The following is a 17,999-nucleotide window of genomic DNA, read 5'->3' as shown; positions in this document are numbered from 1 at the left end:
CCGGAGGCGAAGATCCCGGATCCGCGCACGACGCCGTCGGGGTTGATGCCGTTCACGCGCACGCCGTGTTCGCCGAGTTCGACGGCGAGCAGGCGCACCTGGTGGGCCTGGTCGGCCTTGGTGGCGGAGTAGGCGATGTTGTTGGGGCCGGCGAAGACGCTGTTCTTGGAGGAGATGTAGATGATGTCTCCGCCGAGCTTCTGGTCGATGAGGATGCGTGCTGCGGCCTTGGATACGAGGAAGGATCCCTTCGCCATCACGTCGTGCTGCAGGTCCCAGTCCTTCTCCGTGGTCTCCAGGAGCGGTTTGGACAGTGACAGGCCGGCGTTGTTGACGATCAGGTCGACGCCGCCGAACGCGAGCATGGCGTCGTTCAGCGCGGCCTGCACCTGGGCGGCGTCGGCGACGTTCGCGGCCACGCCGATCGCGACGTCGGTGCCGCCGAGTTCCGCCGCCGCGGCGCGGGCCTTGTCCAGGTCCAGGTCGGCGACCACGACGCACGCCCCTTCGGCGGCGAGCCGGGTGGCGATGGCTTTGCCGATGCCGCTCGCGGCGCCCGTGACGAACGCGATCCGTCCCTGGTGGCTCGCAGGCCGCGGCATCCGCTGCAGCTTGGCTTCCTCGAGTGCCCAGTACTCGATGCGGAACTTTTCGGCGTCGGAGATCGGCGCGTAGGTCGACAGGGCCTCGGCGCCGCGCATCACGTTGATCGCGTTGACGTAGAACTCGCCCGCGACACGCGCGGTCTGCTTGTTCGCACCGTAGGAGAACATGCCGACACCGGGGACGAGCACGATGAGCGGGTCGGCGCCGCGGATTGCGGGGCTGTCGGCGGTCGCGTGCGCGTCGTAGTAGGCCTGGTAGTCGGTCCGATACGAGGAGTGCAGCTCGTGCAGGCGCGCGATCTGCTCCTCGGCGGTGGCGGTCGCGGGCACGTCGAGGATCAGCGGCTTGACCTTGGTGCGCAGGAAATGGTCGGGGCAGGACGTGCCCAGGGCAGCGAGCGCCGGCGCCTTCGTCGACGCGAGGAAGTCCAGCACGACGTCCGCGTCGGTGAAATGGCCGACCATGGGCCGCTCGGTCGACGCGATCCCGCGGATCGTGGCCGCGAGGGCGGCTGCGCGCTCGCGCCGCTCGGCGGCGGGCAGCGCCTCGAACCCGGCGCGGACGCCACCGAACGGGTCCGTCTTGCCGTGCTCGGCGATGTGGGCGGCGGCGGTCTCGATGATCCACAGGCTGTTCGCCTCCGCCTCCTCGGACGTGTCGCCCCACGCGGTGATCCCGTGCCCGCCCAGGACGCAGCCCACCGCGTCGGGGTTCTCCGCCTTGATCGCGGCGATGTCGAGCCCCAGCTGGAACCCCGGGCGCCGCCACGGCACCCACACGACCTTGCCACCGAAGATCCGGGCCGTGAGCGCCTCGCCGTCGGCGGCGGTCGCGATCGCGATGCCACTGTCGGGGTGCAGGTGATCGACGTGCGCGGCGTCGACGAGGCCGTGCATCGCCGTATCGATCGACGGGGCGGCCCCGCCCTTGCCGTGCAGGCAGTAGTCGAACGCGGCGACCATCTCGTCCTCGCGGTCGAGACCCGGGTACACGTCGACGAGCGCGCGCATCCGGTCCAGCCGAAGGACCGCGAGACCCTGCTCGGTCAGCGTGCCCAGGTCACCACCCGAGCCCTTCACCCACAGCAGCTCCACCGGCCGCCCCGTGACGGGATCCGTGCCGGTGCCCTTCGCGGACGTATTCCCACCCGCATAGTTCGTATTCCTCGGATCCGCGCCCAGACGGTTGCTGCGGGCGAGGAGGGCGGCGGCGATGGGGGAGGTCATATCGGTTCCTAGGATGCGGTGATCGTGCGGGGGTTCGGGATTCTGCGGCGGCGCGACGCGCTCAGGCGCCCCAGCCGGCCTGGGCACCGCCGACACGCTCGGCGGAGATCTTCTCGAGGTAGCCGGAGGAGAGGAAGGCCGCCATCGGATCGGCGGGCAGACCGCGCTCGGAACGCCAGGCGGCCAGCGCCGGACGGACGTCGGTGTAGAACGCGTCCATGAGCACGGCGTTCGCGGCGAGTACGTCGTTCGCGCGCTGTGCGGTGGCCAGGGCCTCGCGGTCGATCAGCAGTGCGCGAGCGGTCATCTCCTGCACGTTCAGCACCGAGCGGATCTGGCCGGGGATCTTCGACTCGATGTTGTGGCACTGGTCGAGCATGAACGCGACATCGGGGTTGTTCAGTCCGCCGCCACGGATCACCTCGGCAAGGATCCGGAACAGCTGGAACGGATCCGCAGCTCCCACGATCAGGTCGTCGTCGGCGTAGAAGCGCGAGTTGAAGTCGAACGAGCCGAGCTTGCCGAGGCGCAGCAGCTGCATCACGATGAACTCGATGTTGGTGCCGGGGGCGTGGTGGCCGGTGTCCAGGCACACCATCGCCCGCTCGCCGAGCGCCGCGACCTGCGCATAGCTCGTCCCCCAGTCGGGAACGTCGGTGTGGTAGAACGACGGCTCGAAGAACTTGTACTCCAGCACCAGGCGCTGCGTGTCGCCGAGGTGCGCGTAGATCTGCTGCAGCGAGTCCTGCAGGCGGTCCTGTCGGGAGCGCATGTCGTTCTGCCCCGGGTAGTTGGATCCCTCCGCGAGCCAGATCTTCAGATCCCGGGATCCGGTCGCGTGCATCACGTCGATGCAGGCGAGGTGATGGTCGATCGCCTTCTGCCGGATCCGGTCGTCCTCATGCGCGAGGGCTCCGAACTTGTAGTCCTCGTCCTGGAACGTGTTGGAGTTGACCGTGCCCAGGGCGACGCCGAGGTCCTCCGCGTGCCGGCGCAGGTCGTCGAAGGAGTCGACGAGGTCCCACGGGATGTGCAGCGCCACGGTCGGGGCGAGCGCGGTGTGCACGTGCACCTGGGCGGCATCGGCGATCTTCTCATACGGGTCGCGAGGCGTGCCCGGCGTGCCGAACACCCGGAAGCGAGTGCCGGAGTTGCCGAACGCCCAGCTGGGCAGCTCGATCGCCTGCTTCTCGAGCTCGGCGAGGATCTCGGGGGAGAGCGTGGTCATGATGCGGTGCCTTCTTCGGGAGCGGACGTGCGGTGGGCAGCGGCGAGCTGATCGGCCAGGTGGAAGATCTCGGTGAGCGGCGTCGCGGCCTGGTCGGGCCGCCCGTCCAGGCCGAGGAAGTACGGCGCCATCTCGGCCTCCCACTGCGCCGCGATCGGGGATCCGGCGAGGTAGGCCTGGGCTGCGGCGTCGTCTTCGGTCTCGTAGTAGCCCACGAGCCGGCCGCCGCCGGCGAGGAACAGCGAGTAGTTGCGCCGGCCCGCGGCGGCGATCTCGGCGAGCATCTCCGGGCGCACCGGGGTATGCCGGGCGACGTAGTCGTCGAGGAGCTCCGGCCGGATCCGGAGTTCGAAGCAGTGTCGGGTCATTGTGGTCGCCCTTCTCTTCGTCGTGCTGGGCCGGGATCGTGATCCGCGACCCAGCACGACGTCGATCAGAAGTTGAAGGTGTCGATGTTGGCCTTCGTGAATACGAACGGGTCGCCCAGCAGCACGACACCGTTGGCGCCGACCTTGAACTCGCCCAGCTTGCCGGCCTTGAAGCTGTCGCCCTCCTTGCCGGTGATGTCGCCCTTGATCAGCGCCTGCGCCGCGAAGGCGGAGAGGTATCCGAGATCCTCCGGGTTCCACAGCGCGAACGAGGTGACGGTGCCGTCCTTGACGTACTCGCGCATCTGGTTCGGGGTGCCGAGGCCGGTCAGCGCGACCTTGCCCTTGAACGTGGAGGTGGAAAGGTAGCGCGCAGCCGCCGCTACTCCGACCGTCGTGGGCGAAACGATGCCCTTGAGATTCGGGTGCGACTGCAGCAGTGCTGCGGTCTTGTCGAACGACGTCTGATCATCGTCGTTGCCGTAGACGACGTCGACGAGCTTGACGTTCGGGTGGTCGGCGGTGAGGTCCTTCTTCATCAGGTCGATCCACGCGTTCTGGTTGGTCGCGTTGGCGGAGGCGGAGAGGATCGCGACCTCGCCGGAGTCGCCGATCTGCTTGGTGATCTGGTCGACCTGGACCTTGGCGATCCCTTCCGCGGTCGCCTGGTTGATGAACAGGTCGCGGCATTCGGGGTGCGTGTCGGAGTCGAATGTGACCACCTTCACACCCGCCTTGCGGGCCTGGTTCAGCGCGTCGCAGATCGCCTTCGGGTCGTTGGCCGAGACGACGAGCGCGCCGACGCCCTGCTGGGTGGCGGTGTTGATGTAGCTGACTTGAGCGTCGGGGGCGGCCTGCGCGGGACCGACCTGGTTGAAGGTGCCCTTGAACTCCGCGACGGCCGCCTTGCCTCCCTTGGCCGAGGTGTCGAAGTAGGGGTTTCCCAGGTTCTTCGGCAGGAAGGTGATCGCGAGGTTGTCGCTCTTGCCCGCGGATCCGCCGGTCGGCGAGGACGACGAGCCGGTGTCCGCGCAACCGGTCAGCGCGAGCGCCGCCGTCACGGCGACGGCGGCGAGGGCCGCCACACGCTTGTGTGCAAACGTCATTGTTCTGTTCCTTTCGGGAGTTGTCGCCGCGACGGGTGCCTGCGACGGAGGAAGCGGCCGGGTCATGGTGCTGTGAGGGCCGCGGGGTGGGCGACGCGCGACGGGCGGCGGAGCGTTCGCTGAAGCCGGCTCAGGAGGCTGGCCGCCACGACCGACAACACCAGCAGGACGCCCGTGATGATGTTGATGACGTCGGACGTGACGTTCGCGAGGCGCAGCGCGCTGGACAGCGTGCCGATCAGCAGCACGGCCGCGACCACGCCGTAGAGCTGACCGCGTCCCCCGAACACCGAGACCCCGCCGAGAACGACCGCCGCGATCACCTGGAGCTCGAGGCCGGTCGCGTTGTCACCGCGGGCGCTTCCGTAGCGCAGCGTGTAGAAGATCCCCGCGAACGCGGCGATCAGGCCCGAGGCGACGAAGAGCAGCATCTTGGCGCGCTCGACGTGCACGCCGGAGAACCGCGCCGCGTCCTTGGAGAGGCCGATCGCGTAGATGCCGCGACCGAAGGGTGTGAAGTGCAGTACGACGGCGAAGATGGCCAGCAGGATCAGGAACGGGACCATGATGTAGGGGATCGTGGTCCCCGACACCTTCGCCTGGGCGAGGGCGGTCCACTCGGCGGGGAAGTCGGTCACGGCCGTCGTTCCGAGCGTGCCGACCGCGAGACCCCGAAAGAGCGCCAGCGTGCCGATCGTCACGGCGAGGGACGGCAGACCGACCACGGTCACCAGGAAGCCGTTCACGGCGCCGCCGATCACGCCGACGGCGAGGGCGGCGAGCGCCGCGACCCCGAACGGGACGTGCGCCTGCACCAGGGCGCCGGTCACGACGCTCGACAGGCCCACCATACTCCCCACGGAGAGGTCGATCTCCCCGGTGATCATGACGAGGGTCATCGGCAGCGCGATCAGCAGGATCGGCGCCACGTCGAGGAGCAGGAACGTCACGGTGATCGGCTGACCGAAGCCGCGGACCGAGACCGCCGAGACGACGGCGACGATGAGCAGCAGGCCGACGATCGCGGTCTCGCGGGAGAGCAGGATCCGACGCCAGAGCGGAATGGTGTAGTCGCGGATGGAGCGGGTGTCGATCATGATTCGTCCCTCGCCTCGATGAGGCGGCGTTTCTGCCGCACGGCCAGGACGCGATCGAGCACGATCGCGCCGATGATGAGCGCGCCGACGACGGCGCCCTGCCAGAAGTCCGGGATGCCGAGCACCGGCAGCGCCCGATTGATCGTGAGCAGCAGCACGGCCCCGATGGCCGCGCCCCAGACGGTGCCGACGCCGCCGGTGATGGCGACCCCGCCGATGACCGCGGCGCCCACGGCCTGCAACTCCCAGCCGGACCCGGCCTGCGAGTCGATCGTGCCGTAGCGGGCGGCGTAGAACACGCCTGCGAGACCGGCGAGGGCGCCGGAGAGGAGGAAGGCGGTGAGCACCCGACGGGTGACCCGCAAGCCGTAGAGCTGGGCGGCGGCGGGATCGGATCCGATCGCGTAGTACTCGCGGCCTCCGCGGGTGTTGCGGAGGTACCAGGCGGCGGCGGCGAGCACGAGCAGCGCGACGATCGACAGGATTGGGATCGTGAGGAGCTGTCCTGTGCCGAGGGCGAGGAACGCCTTCGGCAGATCCGACGCGTTGACGCGGCTGCTGCCGGCCCACACGACGTCGATGCCGCGGTAGGCGTACAGCGTGCCGAGCGTGATCACCATCGCCGGGACGCGGGCGAACGCGACGAGCGCGCCGTTGATGAGCCCGAGGGCTCCGCCGAGGAGCACCGCCGCGAGGGCGACGGCGGCGATCGGAATCCCGGGGACGTCGCTGAACAGCCGTCCGGTGAGGAAGGCGCTCAGTCCGATGATGGAGCCGACCGACAGGTCGACGTTGCGAGTCACGATGACGATCGCCTGGCCGACCGCGACCAGGACCAGGATCGACGGGGTGAGCAGAAGGTCGCGCCATCCGTCCGGGCTGAAGAGGAAGGCGGGGTTCTTGACGGTGGCGGCGGCTACCACGAGCGCGAGAGCGATGAGGATCCCGAACTCGCGGGCACGGCCGATCGCGCTGACGGTCTTCGTCAGCGACGACGTGCGGATGGCGATGGTGGTCATGAGTGCTGCTCCGAAGAATGTGTGGCGGCGAACATGACGCTCTCCGAGGTGGCGTCGGCCCGGTCGATCTCGGCGGTGATCCGCCCCTCTCGCATGACGAGCACGCGGTCCGCCATCCCGAGCACCTCCGGCAGCTCGGAGGAGATCATCAGGATCCCCATCCCCTGCCCTGCGAGTTCGGAGAGCAGGCGATGCACCTCGGCCTTGGTGCCGACGTCGATGCCGCGCGTGGGCTCATCGATGATCAGGACGGAGGGCTCCGTCGCCAGCCATTTGGCGAGGACGACCTTCTGCTGATTGCCGCCGGAGAGCGTCGCCGCAGCGGTGTCGAGCGCATGCGCTTTGACCTCGAGTCGGGTCGCCCAGACCTGGGCCGCTCTGTTCTCCATGGCCGACGTGAGCAGACCGAACCGGGCGAGACGCTGCCGGATCGCCAGGGTGATGTTGTGGCCGACGCCGGACTCGACCACGAGCCCCTGCTTGCGGCGGTCCTCGGGGACCAGCGCGAGCCCGGAGCGCATCGCCGCCGTCGGGCTGCCACCCGGCACGGGCTTGCCGTGCATCGTGACGGTTCCCGTGCGGTAGGGGTCCACGCCGAACACGGCGCGAGCGACCTCGCTGCGCCCCGCCCCCACGAGTCCGGCGAGGCCGACGATCTCTCCGGCGCGCACGCGGAAGGTGATGTCGTGGAACACGCCGGGGCTGCTGAGCCCCTCGACGGAGAGCACCGTCTCACCGATGGTCGCGTCCTGCTTCGGGAAGAGGTCGGTGACTTCCCGCCCCACCATCTGCCGGACGATAAGGTCGACGTTCGTCTCGGCGATAGGCGTGGTCGCGATGTAGGCGCCGTCGCGCATGACGGTGACGGTGTCGCAGAGGTCGAAGACCTCGTCGAAGCGGTGGGAGATGAAGATGAGAGCACGGCCCTCGTCGCGCAGGCTCCGCGCGATCGCGAAGAGCCGCTCCACCTCGATGCCGGAGAGCGCCGCGGTGGGCTCGTCCATGATGAGGAGGGAAGCATCGAGGGAGACCGCCTTGGCGATCTCGATGACCTGCTGGTCGGCGATCGAGAGTCCTTCGGCCGGGCGATCCGGGTCGATCGTGACGCCCAGTCGCGTGAACAGGCGCTCGACCTCGTGACGCATGGCCCTGCGGTCGATCCGCCCGAGGCGGCCGATCGGCTGGCGTCCCATGAAGATGTTCTCGGTGACGGTCAGATCGGGGAAGAGCGTGGGCTCCTGGTAGATGACGGCGACACCCGCGGCCTTCGACTGCGCGGTCGAGGAGAAGTCCACGCTCTCGCCCTTGAAGCGGAAATCGCCCCCATCGCGCTGGTACAGCCCCGCGACGATCTTCACCAGTGTCGACTTGCCGGCTCCGTTCTCGCCGACGAGCGCGTGAATGGAACCAGGATCCACGGCGATCGTCCCTGATCGGAGCGCGATGACGGCGCCGAAAGCCTTCTGCACGTCTCGCAGCTCGAGCACGGGTGCTGAGCTCATCGATCTCTCCTCTTCATTGAGGGTATGAATCGTTTCAAACCCCTTCGAGACGAAGGTACGGTACGCCCGCCGAGACTGTCAACACCCGTTTGTCGATGGGGCAGAACATTTGTGATTCGTTTCAGACCGAAGGCGTGGCCAGTGGATAGAGTCGGAGCGGGAGGAACGATGTCGGCGAGCGTGAAGGATGTCGCGGAAGCGGCCGGAGTGTCGGTGGGGACGGTCTCGAACGTCCTGAACCGCCCGGATCGCGTCGCGGCGGCCACGGTGGCCCGCGTGCAGGATGCGATCACCCGGCTCGGCTTCGTGCGCAACGATGCGGCGCGGCAGCTGCGTGCCGGACGGAGCAACAGCATCGGCCTCGTGGTGCTGGATGCGCGCAACCCGTTCTTCGCCGACATCGCACAGGGCGCCGAGGAGCGCGCGGCCGAGCACGGACTCACGATCCTCGTCGCGAACAGCGATGAGAAGGTGGACCGGGAACGGGCGCACATCGATCTGTTCGAGCAGCACCGCGTGCATGGCGTCCTGATCACCCCGGTCGCGGAGTCACTGCCCCGACTGCAGCGCCTGCGTGAGCGCGGCATGCCCACGGTCCTCGTGGATCGCGAGTCGCGAGACGGCGGCTTCCCGTCGGTCGCGGTCGACGACGTCAGCGGCGGGCGCATCGCCGCGGAGCACCTCTGCGAGATCGGTCGCCGACGCATCGCGTTCGTGGGCGGGCCGCTCTCGCTGCGTCAGGTGTCCGACCGCTTCGATGGGGCGCAGCGCGCGGTCGCGGGGCGCGACGACGCGACGGTGGAGTTCATCGGCACGGACGCGCTCACGGTCGACGCCGGGCGTGAGGCGGGACGCCGGATCCTCGAGCGCTCGCGGGAAGCACGCCCTGACGCCGTCTTCGCGGCCAACGACCTCCTCGCGCTGGGTCTGCTGCAGGCTCTCGTGATGACCGGTGACGTGCGCGTGCCGGAGGACATGGCGCTGATCGGCTACGACGACATCGACTTCGCGTCTTCCGCGGTCATTCCGCTGAGCTCGGTGCGTCAGCCGGCCGCTCTCATCGGCTCGACGGCCGTCGATCTCCTCATGCGGATCGCCGGCAATCCGCAGACCCCGAATGAGCACGTCGTGTTCCAGCCCGAACTCATCGTGCGAGCATCGACGGGCGGGCCCGTCGGCCCCTGACCGGTCCGCCGGATCGACACCGGACGCTCGATTTCCGGTCACCCGTTCTGCCCGGTATGCTTGATCTTCGCGCCCCCGGTCGGCTGAGAAAGCGGGACGGGCGTGCACTGGCGAGTTGCCCGAGCGGCCAAAGGGAGCTGACTGTAAATCAGCCGCGGAATGCTTCGGGGGTTCGAATCCCTCACTCGCCACCCAAGAAAAGCCCCGGTCGACACTGAAAAGTGTGGCCGGGGCCTTCTTGTTGCCGGAGGTCAAGCAGGCGATTCGACCTCATGTGTGGCCGCCGTGTGGACAGTAGCCCGAGGGACGAGAGCGGCGGCGCCCTCCGCAGCTCGCCTGGAGGCCGATGCGATCAGGTGCGCGTACACGTCCGAGGTGAGCGCCACCGTCGAGTGGCCCAGCCTCTTGGACACGATCGCGATGTCCGTTCCCGACGCGAGCAACAGGGACGCGTGCGTGTGACGCAGACTGTGGATCGACGCGTGCTCGAGCTGCGCCTGATCGCGCAGCGACTCGAACAACCGTGACGCGTAGGCGGGCCGCAGCGGCGTGCCGTTCTCGTAGGTGAACACGTACCCGCTATCGGTCCAAGCCTCACCCCAAGTCTCGCGCTCGGTGGTCTGCTTGATCTGCCAGGCGATGAGAGCGCCGACGGTGGTGTCGTCGAGCTCGATGATTCGTCGGCCGGCCCTGGACTTCGGGGATGTCTCGATCGTCTCTTTCCCCGCCTGCACACGGGTGTGCTTGACAGCGATCTCCCGTTTCGCGAGGTCGACATCCTCCCATCGCAGACCGACGAGCTCCCCTCGGCGCATTCCGCAGAACACCGCGACCGTGAACAGTTCCCCGAGCCGATGCTTAGCGGCGACGTCGAGGAAGTGCCCGATCTGTTCGGGCTCCCACGGCTGGAACTCGTCGCGCTCGACGGTGGGGAGCCGCACACCGTGGGCGGGGTTGTCGTCGATCAGTTGGTCGTTGGCAGCGTCGCGGAATGCGGACTGCAGGACGGCGACGATGCGTCGGACTGTCGTCGCCCCGCGGCCCGCGTCTGTGAGGGCGTCGACGAACTGCGTGACGTGTCCGCGGCGGATCTCCGAGATCTTCATCGACCCGAGCTTCGACGGTCCGATGTCGACTTCGATGTATCGCCGGTACATGCGCACGGTTGTCACTTTGAGGCCGTTGCCGGTGCGTTCGCGTCGAGGTAGCCATGTCGTGAGGTACTCGGCCAGGGTTTCCTTCGAGGGCTCCCGGTAGTTGCCTTGGTCGAGCTGCACGGCAGCCTTGTTGCGGGCGGTCTGCGCGGCCTTCTGCGTCTTGAACCCGCCGATGCGGACACGTTGCCGGGCTCGGCGTAGCTTCCCGTCCGCGCCGGGCTTCATGACGAACCCGGCGCTGATCGAGTAAGACCACGTGCCGTGCTTCGGGTCGGACAGTCGGGGGCATTTGGTCCCCAACTGCCGGCCGTTCTCGTCTCGGCATCCGCACCGGCGGGTGACGTCAGCGCTCATGAGTTCATCACCGCCGCGGTCGCCTCGAGCCCCGGATGGCGTGCGAGCCAGGATCGGATCTCCGCGCGGGCATGCACGAGCGACGCGAGCCATTCGTCGATGTCCCGATCGAAGTGGACCGAGGTGCTCGCCCAGTCCTCGACCGGGTGCAGGAAGAACTCCCACCGCGCCGAGCTGGAGTGCTCGAGCAAGTCGATCCGCAGTGTCATCGGCAGCCGGTCACCGACCGTGATGCTCGTCGAATGCGAACCGTCCTGCACAGGACCGTGACCGCCGCACCAGTCGTGACGGACGCACGGGACGGCGTGGATCGCGGCGGCGCTCATTACCTCACCGCCAGGGTGATGAGTCCGCTCAGCCGCTGAAGCGTTTCCGCAGGATCGGCGCCGAACCCATCAGCGATCTTGCGCAACTCGTCGAGCCGCCAGTGCGAGAACCCGCTCAGCCGGGACCGGAGGAGGGGCTTCGACATGTCGAGCGCGTCGGCTGCTTCGTCGTCGTTCATCTCGCGGTCCGCGATCATCGCCTTGACCTCAAGCGACACCGCGTCGTCCACCATGGTTGCCACCCTCTGCCGACTGGCTTGGCGCTGGATGTCCTCGAGCTCCCTGGATGCGGCGGCGATCGCGCGCCCCAGGTCGACACCGACGCCCGACATCTCACGGAACTCGAGACCGCCAGCGGTGAGACAGGCGACATCGACACCGCTCCCTGTCGCGACGACGTTCAGGAACGGGCCTTCGAAGGCGTTCTCCCACGCGAAGATCTCGCACACGACGTGGGCGGTGATGCGGCCGAACGTGTGCGGGCGTCCCCGGAAGACCACTGCGCACCCGTCGTTCTCGTTCTCCTCGACAGTAGCCACGCATGCCCAGTCAGGCACGTACGGGGGTTCCGTGGGGGCGATGCCGGCGAGCGTGACGTCCGCAGCCCACGCCTGCCAGGCGACCTCATCCGTGAGGCCTTGTGGGCGTGCAAAGTGCTCCGGCCCAGTCTCGTTCACGGTCAATCCTGCTTCCTCGGTAATGGTCTTGGTCTCGCCCACGTTGGCCGCTGCAACGGCTGCGGGGGCATCTTCGTGTGGGGCGGTACTGTCGGTGGCTCCGAACGTCGGCTCGACCTGCACTCCGCCCATGCCTCGCAGTGTCTCCCGGAGCACCTCGACCGCACTCTCCGGCTGGTCAGGCGCGATCGTCGCGACGCGCCCCGACGGCATCAGCCATCGCTCGACGCTCATGCCTGACACCTCACGGTTATCGCGGTCCAGGCCCTTACGGGCATCCTCAGGTGTGACCCCACCTACTGGGGGGTTGAGGCCGTTGAACGGCGTTTCCGTAGCGTCCGGAAGATGCTGGCTCGTGACCTGCGGAGGGGTCGACTGTACGATGGACATTGTCCATTCCTTTCGTGATGGTTTGGTTCTGGACTTTTCCCCCGGTCGTTGGCGCGACCGGGGGAAGCTTTCGTTAGCGGATGAGGGGCGGCTTAGTTCTCCGCGCCTCCGTCACAAGGTGGGCGACGCGCGAATACGACAGATCACGGTTCGTCTTGCCGCCGCCGAGCGCCTCGAACACATCCTTGGTTGGCGTCTTGCTCCCTCGGGCAACCGCCGCGTTGTAACGCGCGGCGATGTCCTTCAGCCTGGCTTCCTTCTCGTCAGCCTTTACGCGACCTCTACGCACAGGTGTCTGAAGAATCCGAGCCTGCCCTTGAGCGCCTGCAGCTGCGAGCGCGGCGAGATCGTCCGGTGTCCCAAACTGGCTGACCGTTGAGATGACTACTTCCTGCTGAGAGAAGTGGATCTCGTAGAGAGCCTTTCGCTTCCACCAGTCCATGGCTGAAGCTGCGGATGTCGGTGCAGCCTTCTTCATCTTCGAGAGCAGGTCATGAACCTCCAGACCTGATGACCAGGCAGCAAAGAGGCCGGGGAACCCCTCGACGATGCTGAACATCAGCGTGCCCGTCTCAGCCTCGGGTGTCGCCACCTGAAGTTCGAACACCTGAGGAGCAAAGCCCGATCCCCAGGGGACTTGGGATGGCGAGTCTTGGCCGGGGATCCCGACGCGCGCGCTGACCGTCCAGCCGGCCGGCGTTCTCATGTCGTTCATCTCTTCGGTCACCTCCTCAGTCTCCCGCATAACCATGCTATTCCGGGGACTCGCTATATAGCATAGTTGAAGCGTCGTGATTCCACAACGACTACGCCACAATCTCTTTATGACCACGCTACAACTCTTGAACGTTCGGCAAATGTGCCGGACCGGGGAAGCTCGGGAGATCCGCATCAAGTCGGGTCTGTCCCTGGCCGAACTGGCTAAGGACGTCCATCGGAACAAGACGACCGTGCACAACTGGGAGACGGGCAAGACCCAGCCCCGTGGCGACGCGGCGATCGTCTACGGAGAGCGGCTCCTGCAGCTCCGCCGGCTTCTTTCCCGGATGGGCTGAGCCATGGACGCGCTGAACAACAAGCCCCCGACACGCACGGCGTTCGGGGATCTACCGTTGACGATCACCGTCCCCCACGCGGGCGAACTGCTCGGCATCGGCCGAGACGCCGCATACGCTGCAGTCGCGAACGGCGAGATCCCGTCCCTGCACCTCGGGCGCCGCATCGTCGTCCCCACCGCGAAGCTCCTCGCCCTCCTGGGGGTCGAGCAGTGAACGCCGGCCGCATGTACGAGCTCATCGCCGACATCGTCAAGGCGAAGGTGCACGACCCGAACGCGGACATCCGGCGTCTGGCCTGGGACGTCATCCAGACGGAGTCATCGGACTCGGGCGCCCGACTCGTCGACATGCTCAACGTCCTCGACACACTCGGAACGTTCTTGGGGCTCCACTACGCGACCGTGTCCGGAGCAGACGCCGATCGACTCGCGGAGACCGTCTGCAATGACCTGAGGTTCCTTGGCATCACCGGAGGTCAGGCGGATCCCTCGTGACTGCCGCGACCGCACTCAACCCCACAGACTACTGCCCGCTCGAGACGCGAGACCTCTGCGCCGCCGTACTCACCGGGGAGCGCGAACCTCACGAACTCCCCGCGTGGCTGTGGGACCTGTGGAGGGACGGGTTCACGGAGGGCGCGGCTCAGACCCGAGCAACGTCGAACCGGGAGATCGCCCGCCTGAACGCCGAAGTCGACTACTGGTACGTGAAGCGTAAGCATTCCCCGGCGAAGATCGCCGCCCTCCGGCTCGAGGCATCCAAGACGGGCCGCCGGATCGACTGGGATCGCGGGGTGGTCGTGTGACCGCCTACCTCGACGACCGCGACTTGCCACCATGGCCCGACGCCGCCGCCCCCGACGTACTTTCCCCGCCACGCCCACCTGCCGAGTACGTCGATGTCGCCGCGGTACTCAACGGCACGCTCACGGCACCCGAAACAGCGTGCGGAGGGGTCCGAGCCGACGGCGTCCACCTCTGCTACCTCGGCGCCGTGAACGTGCTCCTCGGCGCACCCGAAGCAGGCAAGACACTCGCCGCCGGCGCTATGGCCGCCGACGAACTGAACTCGGGCGGCTCGGTCCTGTGGATCGACCTCGACCACAACGGGCCCGCAGCCATCCTCGACCGACTCCGCAGATTCGGCGTCCCTGCAACCACCCTGACCGACCCATCCAGGTTCCGGCTCGCCACCCCCGACGACACCGACGCCATCGCCGCGATCGTCCACGACTGCGCGAACTGGCACCCGACCTTCATCGTCCTCGACAGCATCGGCGAGCTCATGCCGATGTACGGCGCGAACAGCAACGACGCGGACGACTACACCCGCGTCCACCGCACCGTTCTCACAGCCCTCGCCCGGACCGGAGCCGGCGTCCTCACCATCGACCACGAGGCCAAAGGAGTCGACTCCCGCAACTACGGCGCCACCGGATCCGCGGCAAAGAAGCGAACCATCGACGGGGCACTCCTCCGCGTCACCAACGTGGACCCCTTCACGAAGGAACACGGCGGCCGAGCGCAACTCTCCATCGTCAAGGACCGACACGGCGCACTCCGAGCACTCGCAGCAGGCCGAGAGCCCGTCATCGCCTCCTTCGTCGTCACACCCGTCCCCGGCGGGAGCGATTACCGATTCGAAACCCCAACCCCGACCATGCAACCCACCTCAGACCTCGAGATCCTCGCAGCCCTCGTTCCCCCACCTTCCAGCAAGCGCGACGTCCAGGACCGCCTGCACTGGGGCGGAACCCGAGCAGGAACCGCACTCCGCCTCCTCCGACAACGAGACAACGGTCCCGATGGTCCCCCCGGTCCCGGACCGGTCCCGGTCCAAAGGTCCACGAGTGGTCCTACTGGTCCCCACCCCTATAGGGGGGACCAGGACCACGACCAGGACCACCCCACCAAAACCCACCACCCCCAAGACGACAAAAGGACCACCCCATGAGCGCCAAGCGCCGCGAACCCTGGAAGAAGCCGAGCCCTGGAATCCCCGTGCACGCGCGCGAGCTGGCCTCACGTGGGTCACACACGTTCTCTGGCCCCGGAATCTCGCGGCTGAACGGGGCGGATGCTGACACCAGATCAGATGCCCTGGTGTCTGCGGTGGTTGCGCGTTGGGGCGTCGGAGGGCTGATCAACGACCTCGACGAGCTCGGGAAGCGCGAGACGCTGCCGCCCGAAGCATTCGCAGCGGCGCGCGCGTTGAACCGGCTTCTCAGGGCGCTGGGCATCACCGACGGGCGATCGCCATGGGCGGCCCGGGTGTGGAGGGCTGAACCGTGACATCGGATATCGAGTGGGTCCCGACGAACCCTCGCCAGCACGAGCCCTTCCGGCCCGGCAACCAACTGTCCATGCTGCACGGAGCTTGGTCGCCACGGAAGGTCGACCCGCTCGCCGCGCAGTACGTCGACCTGCTCGTCAGCGACCCCGCGAACGCGTACCTCGCGGCACCCGCGTACGCGCCGGCCGTGTGGCGCTGGGCAACGCTCGAGGCACGCCTTCAGTTGCTCGATGAGTGGATTTCGAACATGACGATCGAACAGCAGACGGCCCCCACCAGGCGGGGCGGTTCGTCGCCGCTGGATCTGTGGCGGCAGTTCGAAGCGACAGCGCAGACGGCGCGATCTCGACTCGGACTGGATCCGCTATCGCGGGCCCGTCTCGGTCGAGATGTCGCACAGACGCGACTCGATCTCGCGCAGTTGCTGAGCGCCGACAAGCAGGGTGACGACGATGACGAAGAGTGAGCTCGCGACCCTGCGCGACGACGTGCAGATGTTCGCGACGAAGGTCCTCGGGCGCCCGCTGTGGCCGCACCAGCTCGAGTTCTGCACGTCCCGGGCGCGGTACCGGATGGTCTGCGCCGGCAGGCAGGTGGGGAAGTCCGCGGCGCTCGCGGTGTTGGCGCTGTGGGAAGCGGCACGGCGCCGGGATGTGCACGTGCTGTTCGTGTCGGCGGGGGAGGTTGCGGCGCGGCGGCTGCTGGCGGATTGTGCGGATCTCGCGTCCCGGTCGGAGTTGCTCCGCGGGTCGGTGCTCGATGAGTCGAAGACGCGGCTGCAGTTGTCGAACGGCTCGTGGATCATGTCTGTGCCTGCGTCTGAGAAGCAGATCCGCGGATGGTCGGTTGACCTGCTGATCGTCGATGAGGCCGCGTTCATCACGAACGAGTTGTGGTCGGCGGCGGAGCCTTCGGTGGTGGCTCGCCCGGGGTCGCGGATCGTGCTCACGTCGACGCCGTTCGGGACGGATCACTTCTTCCGGCGGTTGTGGCAGTTGGGGATGTCGGCGCCGGGGGAGACGTACGAGTCGTGGCATTGGCCGTCGTCGGTGTCGCCGTTGATCTCTGAGCAGTCGTTGTCGGATATCCGTGATCATGAGAATCCGATCACGTTTGCGCGGGAGTACTTGGCGGAGTGGGCGGACGCCTCGGGTGCGCTGTTGTCGCCGGAGGAGATCCAGCAGTCGGTGTTGGATTACGAGCTCGTGCCGCCTGAGCTGGTGCATTGGCATGGGCGGGCCCGGTCGGTTCCTGATTGGTGGGGGCGTCCGATCCGGTTCTGGGAGGTGCCGCGGACGGTGGCCGGCTTGGACTGGGGGTCGGCGGTCGACGCGAATGCGCTCGCCGTGGTCGCGTGTCTCGAGGACTACGGCCTCGGGCACCTGGCGCCGGATGGGGTGACGACTGGGGATCACGTGTTCTGGGTGCCGTGGCTGGAAGCGCATCACAAGATGCAGTACGGGACGTTCATTGAGCGGATCGTGAATGTCGCGAAGGGCTATCACCTTGCGGGGGTCGTGTCGGAGACGAACGGGGTGGGCGCGTATCCGACGGAGGAGCTTGCCCGGCAGGTCGATCGTGTGACGGTGAACGGGCTTCTCGGTGGTGGGCAAGGCGATGATGTCCGAACCCTCGTGAATTCGGTGTGGACTGACAATCGGCGGAAGCAGGCGATGTTCGGTCGTCTGAAGGGCATGCTGCAGGCGGGTCGTCTGATCTTGCCGAACCATCCGGAGCTGCTGAAGCAGTTGGCCGCGCTGACGATGGTCGAGACCGCGGCGGGGAATGTGCAGATCAGTGTTCCGGAGTCGCGTGGTCACGATGATTTGGCGATGGCGTTGGGGCAGGCGTTGTCGGGCATTGGCCGGACGACGCGGATGCCTGGCGAGATCTACCGGCTGATGCCTGAGGATGCGAAGGTCGTCACGATGCCTTCGGGGACGCCTGTGGTGATGCCGCCGAGGATGTTGGATCCGGTCCGAGGTGGCCTGTATGGCGATGTGTTCTGGGGTGGGGCGGCCGGCGTGGAGAGCCCAAAGTGGTGACCCGGCAGTTCGACGTTCGCCCGGATGGGGCGATCTTGTCGGATCCGGAGGCGCTGCACCGGGTGCAGCTGTGGCTCACTGAACGATACCGGGATGAGGTTCGGCGGCGGGATGGGTTGGGGTCTCCGGTGCTGATGGATTTTCTCGCCGCGGTGGGCGAGTCGGTGCGTGTCCGCGAAGTGCTTTCGCCCACGAAAGTACCTGATCAGATGCCTGAAAGACTGTGGGTGTCAGTTCAGGAGGCTGCCGGCTTGCTCGGGTGTTCGGAGCAGTGGGTGAGGGCTCTTGCTCGAAGGAACAAGATCCCTCACCGACGCGTCGGCCGCATCCATCTGATCGACGTAACCGACATCAAGGAGTGAC

General features: G+C 67.4%; 21 protein-coding genes and 1 tRNA gene. 11 read left to right on the top strand and 11 right to left on the bottom strand.

Annotated features, from left to right (window positions below; translation table 11 throughout):
• The 7 genes from RBR11_RS07670 to RBR11_RS07640 all read right to left on the bottom strand — a co-directional run.
• Positions 1-1,832, bottom strand: a 1,832-nt coding sequence (locus RBR11_RS07670) for a bifunctional aldolase/short-chain dehydrogenase (RefSeq protein ID WP_308488729.1), incomplete at its 3' end; no start/stop codon positions are given.
• 61 nt (positions 1,833-1,893) lie between these two features.
• The gene (rhaI, locus tag RBR11_RS07665) at positions 1,894-3,060 is read right to left on the bottom strand and encodes an L-rhamnose isomerase (protein ID WP_308488728.1); all 1,167 of its coding nucleotides are present in this window, start codon (positions 3,058-3,060) and stop codon (positions 1,894-1,896) included.
• Complete coding sequence (locus RBR11_RS07660) at positions 3,057-3,428, bottom strand: L-rhamnose mutarotase (protein WP_308488727.1); 372 nt, start codon at positions 3,426-3,428, stop codon at positions 3,057-3,059. The genes rhaI and RBR11_RS07660 overlap by 4 nt, the downstream gene beginning before the upstream one ends.
• A gap of 65 nt (positions 3,429-3,493) precedes the next feature.
• Complete coding sequence (rhaS, locus tag RBR11_RS07655) at positions 3,494-4,534, bottom strand: rhamnose ABC transporter substrate-binding protein (protein ID WP_308488726.1); 1,041 nt, start codon at positions 4,532-4,534, stop codon at positions 3,494-3,496.
• Between the two features lie 62 nt (positions 4,535-4,596).
• Entirely contained in the window at positions 4,597-5,631 is a 1,035-nt protein-coding gene (locus RBR11_RS07650) for an ABC transporter permease (RefSeq protein ID WP_308488725.1), read from the bottom strand.
• Positions 5,628-6,650, bottom strand: coding sequence for an ABC transporter permease (locus RBR11_RS07645; RefSeq protein WP_308488724.1), 1,023 nt, complete (start codon positions 6,648-6,650; stop codon positions 5,628-5,630). Before RBR11_RS07645 ends, RBR11_RS07650 begins: the two co-directional genes overlap by 4 nt.
• Entirely contained in the window at positions 6,647-8,152 is a 1,506-nt protein-coding gene (locus RBR11_RS07640) for a sugar ABC transporter ATP-binding protein (protein WP_308488723.1), read from the bottom strand. The genes RBR11_RS07645 and RBR11_RS07640 overlap by 4 nt, the downstream gene beginning before the upstream one ends.
• A 168-nt stretch (positions 8,153-8,320) precedes the next feature.
• Here RBR11_RS07640 and RBR11_RS07635 point away from each other — a divergent pair, with 168 nt between their 5' ends.
• On the top strand, positions 8,321-9,337 hold the full coding sequence (locus tag RBR11_RS07635) for a LacI family DNA-binding transcriptional regulator (protein WP_308488722.1): 1,017 nt from the start codon (positions 8,321-8,323) through the stop codon (positions 9,335-9,337).
• A 109-nt stretch (positions 9,338-9,446) separates the two neighbouring features.
• Positions 9,447-9,528, top strand: a tRNA-Tyr gene (locus tag RBR11_RS07630).
• A 60-nt stretch (positions 9,529-9,588) separates the two neighbouring features.
• Here RBR11_RS07630 and RBR11_RS07625 read toward each other — a convergent pair.
• From RBR11_RS07625 to RBR11_RS07610, 4 genes are all read right to left on the bottom strand, one after another.
• A complete protein-coding gene (locus RBR11_RS07625) occupies positions 9,589-10,848 on the bottom strand; it encodes a site-specific integrase (RefSeq protein ID WP_308488721.1) in 1,260 nt (419 codons plus the stop codon).
• Positions 10,845-11,174: a hypothetical protein gene (locus RBR11_RS07620; RefSeq protein ID WP_308488720.1), complete on the bottom strand. Its 330-nt coding sequence runs from the start codon at positions 11,172-11,174 to the stop codon at positions 10,845-10,847. Before RBR11_RS07620 ends, RBR11_RS07625 begins: the two co-directional genes overlap by 4 nt.
• Entirely contained in the window at positions 11,174-12,085 is a 912-nt protein-coding gene (locus tag RBR11_RS07615) for a hypothetical protein (protein WP_308488719.1), read from the bottom strand. Before RBR11_RS07615 ends, RBR11_RS07620 begins: the two co-directional genes overlap by 1 nt.
• A 229-nt stretch (positions 12,086-12,314) precedes the next feature.
• Positions 12,315-12,968, bottom strand: a complete 654-nt coding sequence (locus tag RBR11_RS07610; protein ID WP_308488718.1) for a hypothetical protein — start codon at positions 12,966-12,968, stop codon at positions 12,315-12,317.
• Between the two features lie 97 nt (positions 12,969-13,065).
• Between RBR11_RS07610 and RBR11_RS07605 the strand changes: the two genes are divergently transcribed.
• The 9 genes from RBR11_RS07605 to RBR11_RS07565 all read left to right on the top strand — a co-directional run bounded on the left by RBR11_RS07605 (position 13,066) and on the right by RBR11_RS07565 (position 17,998).
• A complete protein-coding gene (locus RBR11_RS07605) occupies positions 13,066-13,296 on the top strand; it encodes a helix-turn-helix domain-containing protein (RefSeq protein WP_308488717.1) in 231 nt (76 codons plus the stop codon).
• A 57-nt stretch (positions 13,297-13,353) separates the two neighbouring features.
• A complete protein-coding gene (locus RBR11_RS07600) occupies positions 13,354-13,512 on the top strand; it encodes a helix-turn-helix domain-containing protein (RefSeq protein ID WP_308488716.1) in 159 nt (52 codons plus the stop codon).
• The gene (locus tag RBR11_RS07595) at positions 13,509-13,793 is read left to right on the top strand and encodes a hypothetical protein (protein WP_308488715.1); all 285 of its coding nucleotides are present in this window, start codon (positions 13,509-13,511) and stop codon (positions 13,791-13,793) included. Before RBR11_RS07600 ends, RBR11_RS07595 begins: the two co-directional genes overlap by 4 nt.
• On the top strand, positions 13,790-14,104 hold the full coding sequence (locus RBR11_RS07590; RefSeq protein WP_308488714.1) for a hypothetical protein: 315 nt from the start codon (positions 13,790-13,792) through the stop codon (positions 14,102-14,104). The genes RBR11_RS07595 and RBR11_RS07590 overlap by 4 nt, the downstream gene beginning before the upstream one ends.
• Positions 14,101-15,252 (top strand): AAA family ATPase, encoded by a 1,152-nt coding sequence (locus RBR11_RS07585; RefSeq protein WP_308488713.1) that lies wholly within the window; start codon positions 14,101-14,103, stop codon positions 15,250-15,252. The genes RBR11_RS07590 and RBR11_RS07585 overlap by 4 nt, the downstream gene beginning before the upstream one ends.
• Entirely contained in the window at positions 15,249-15,590 is a 342-nt protein-coding gene (locus tag RBR11_RS07580) for a hypothetical protein (protein WP_308488712.1), read from the top strand. Before RBR11_RS07585 ends, RBR11_RS07580 begins: the two co-directional genes overlap by 4 nt.
• A 71-nt stretch (positions 15,591-15,661) precedes the next feature.
• Positions 15,662-16,057 carry a hypothetical protein gene (locus tag RBR11_RS07575; RefSeq protein WP_308488711.1) on the top strand — a complete coding sequence of 132 codons (396 nt, stop codon included), beginning with the start codon at positions 15,662-15,664 and terminating at the stop codon, positions 16,055-16,057.
• Positions 16,044-17,636, top strand: coding sequence for a terminase large subunit domain-containing protein (locus tag RBR11_RS07570; protein WP_308488710.1), 1,593 nt, complete (start codon positions 16,044-16,046; stop codon positions 17,634-17,636). Before RBR11_RS07575 ends, RBR11_RS07570 begins: the two co-directional genes overlap by 14 nt.
• Entirely contained in the window at positions 17,633-17,998 is a 366-nt protein-coding gene (locus RBR11_RS07565) for a helix-turn-helix domain-containing protein (RefSeq protein ID WP_308488709.1), read from the top strand. The genes RBR11_RS07570 and RBR11_RS07565 overlap by 4 nt, the downstream gene beginning before the upstream one ends.
• Position 17,999 lies beyond the last annotated feature (1 nt).

The sequence above is a fragment of the Microbacterium capsulatum genome, from assembly GCF_030865425.1.
GTDB lineage: Bacteria > Actinomycetota > Actinomycetes > Actinomycetales > Microbacteriaceae > Microbacterium > Microbacterium capsulatum.
This window is presented reverse-complemented; position numbering and strand designations above follow the sequence as displayed.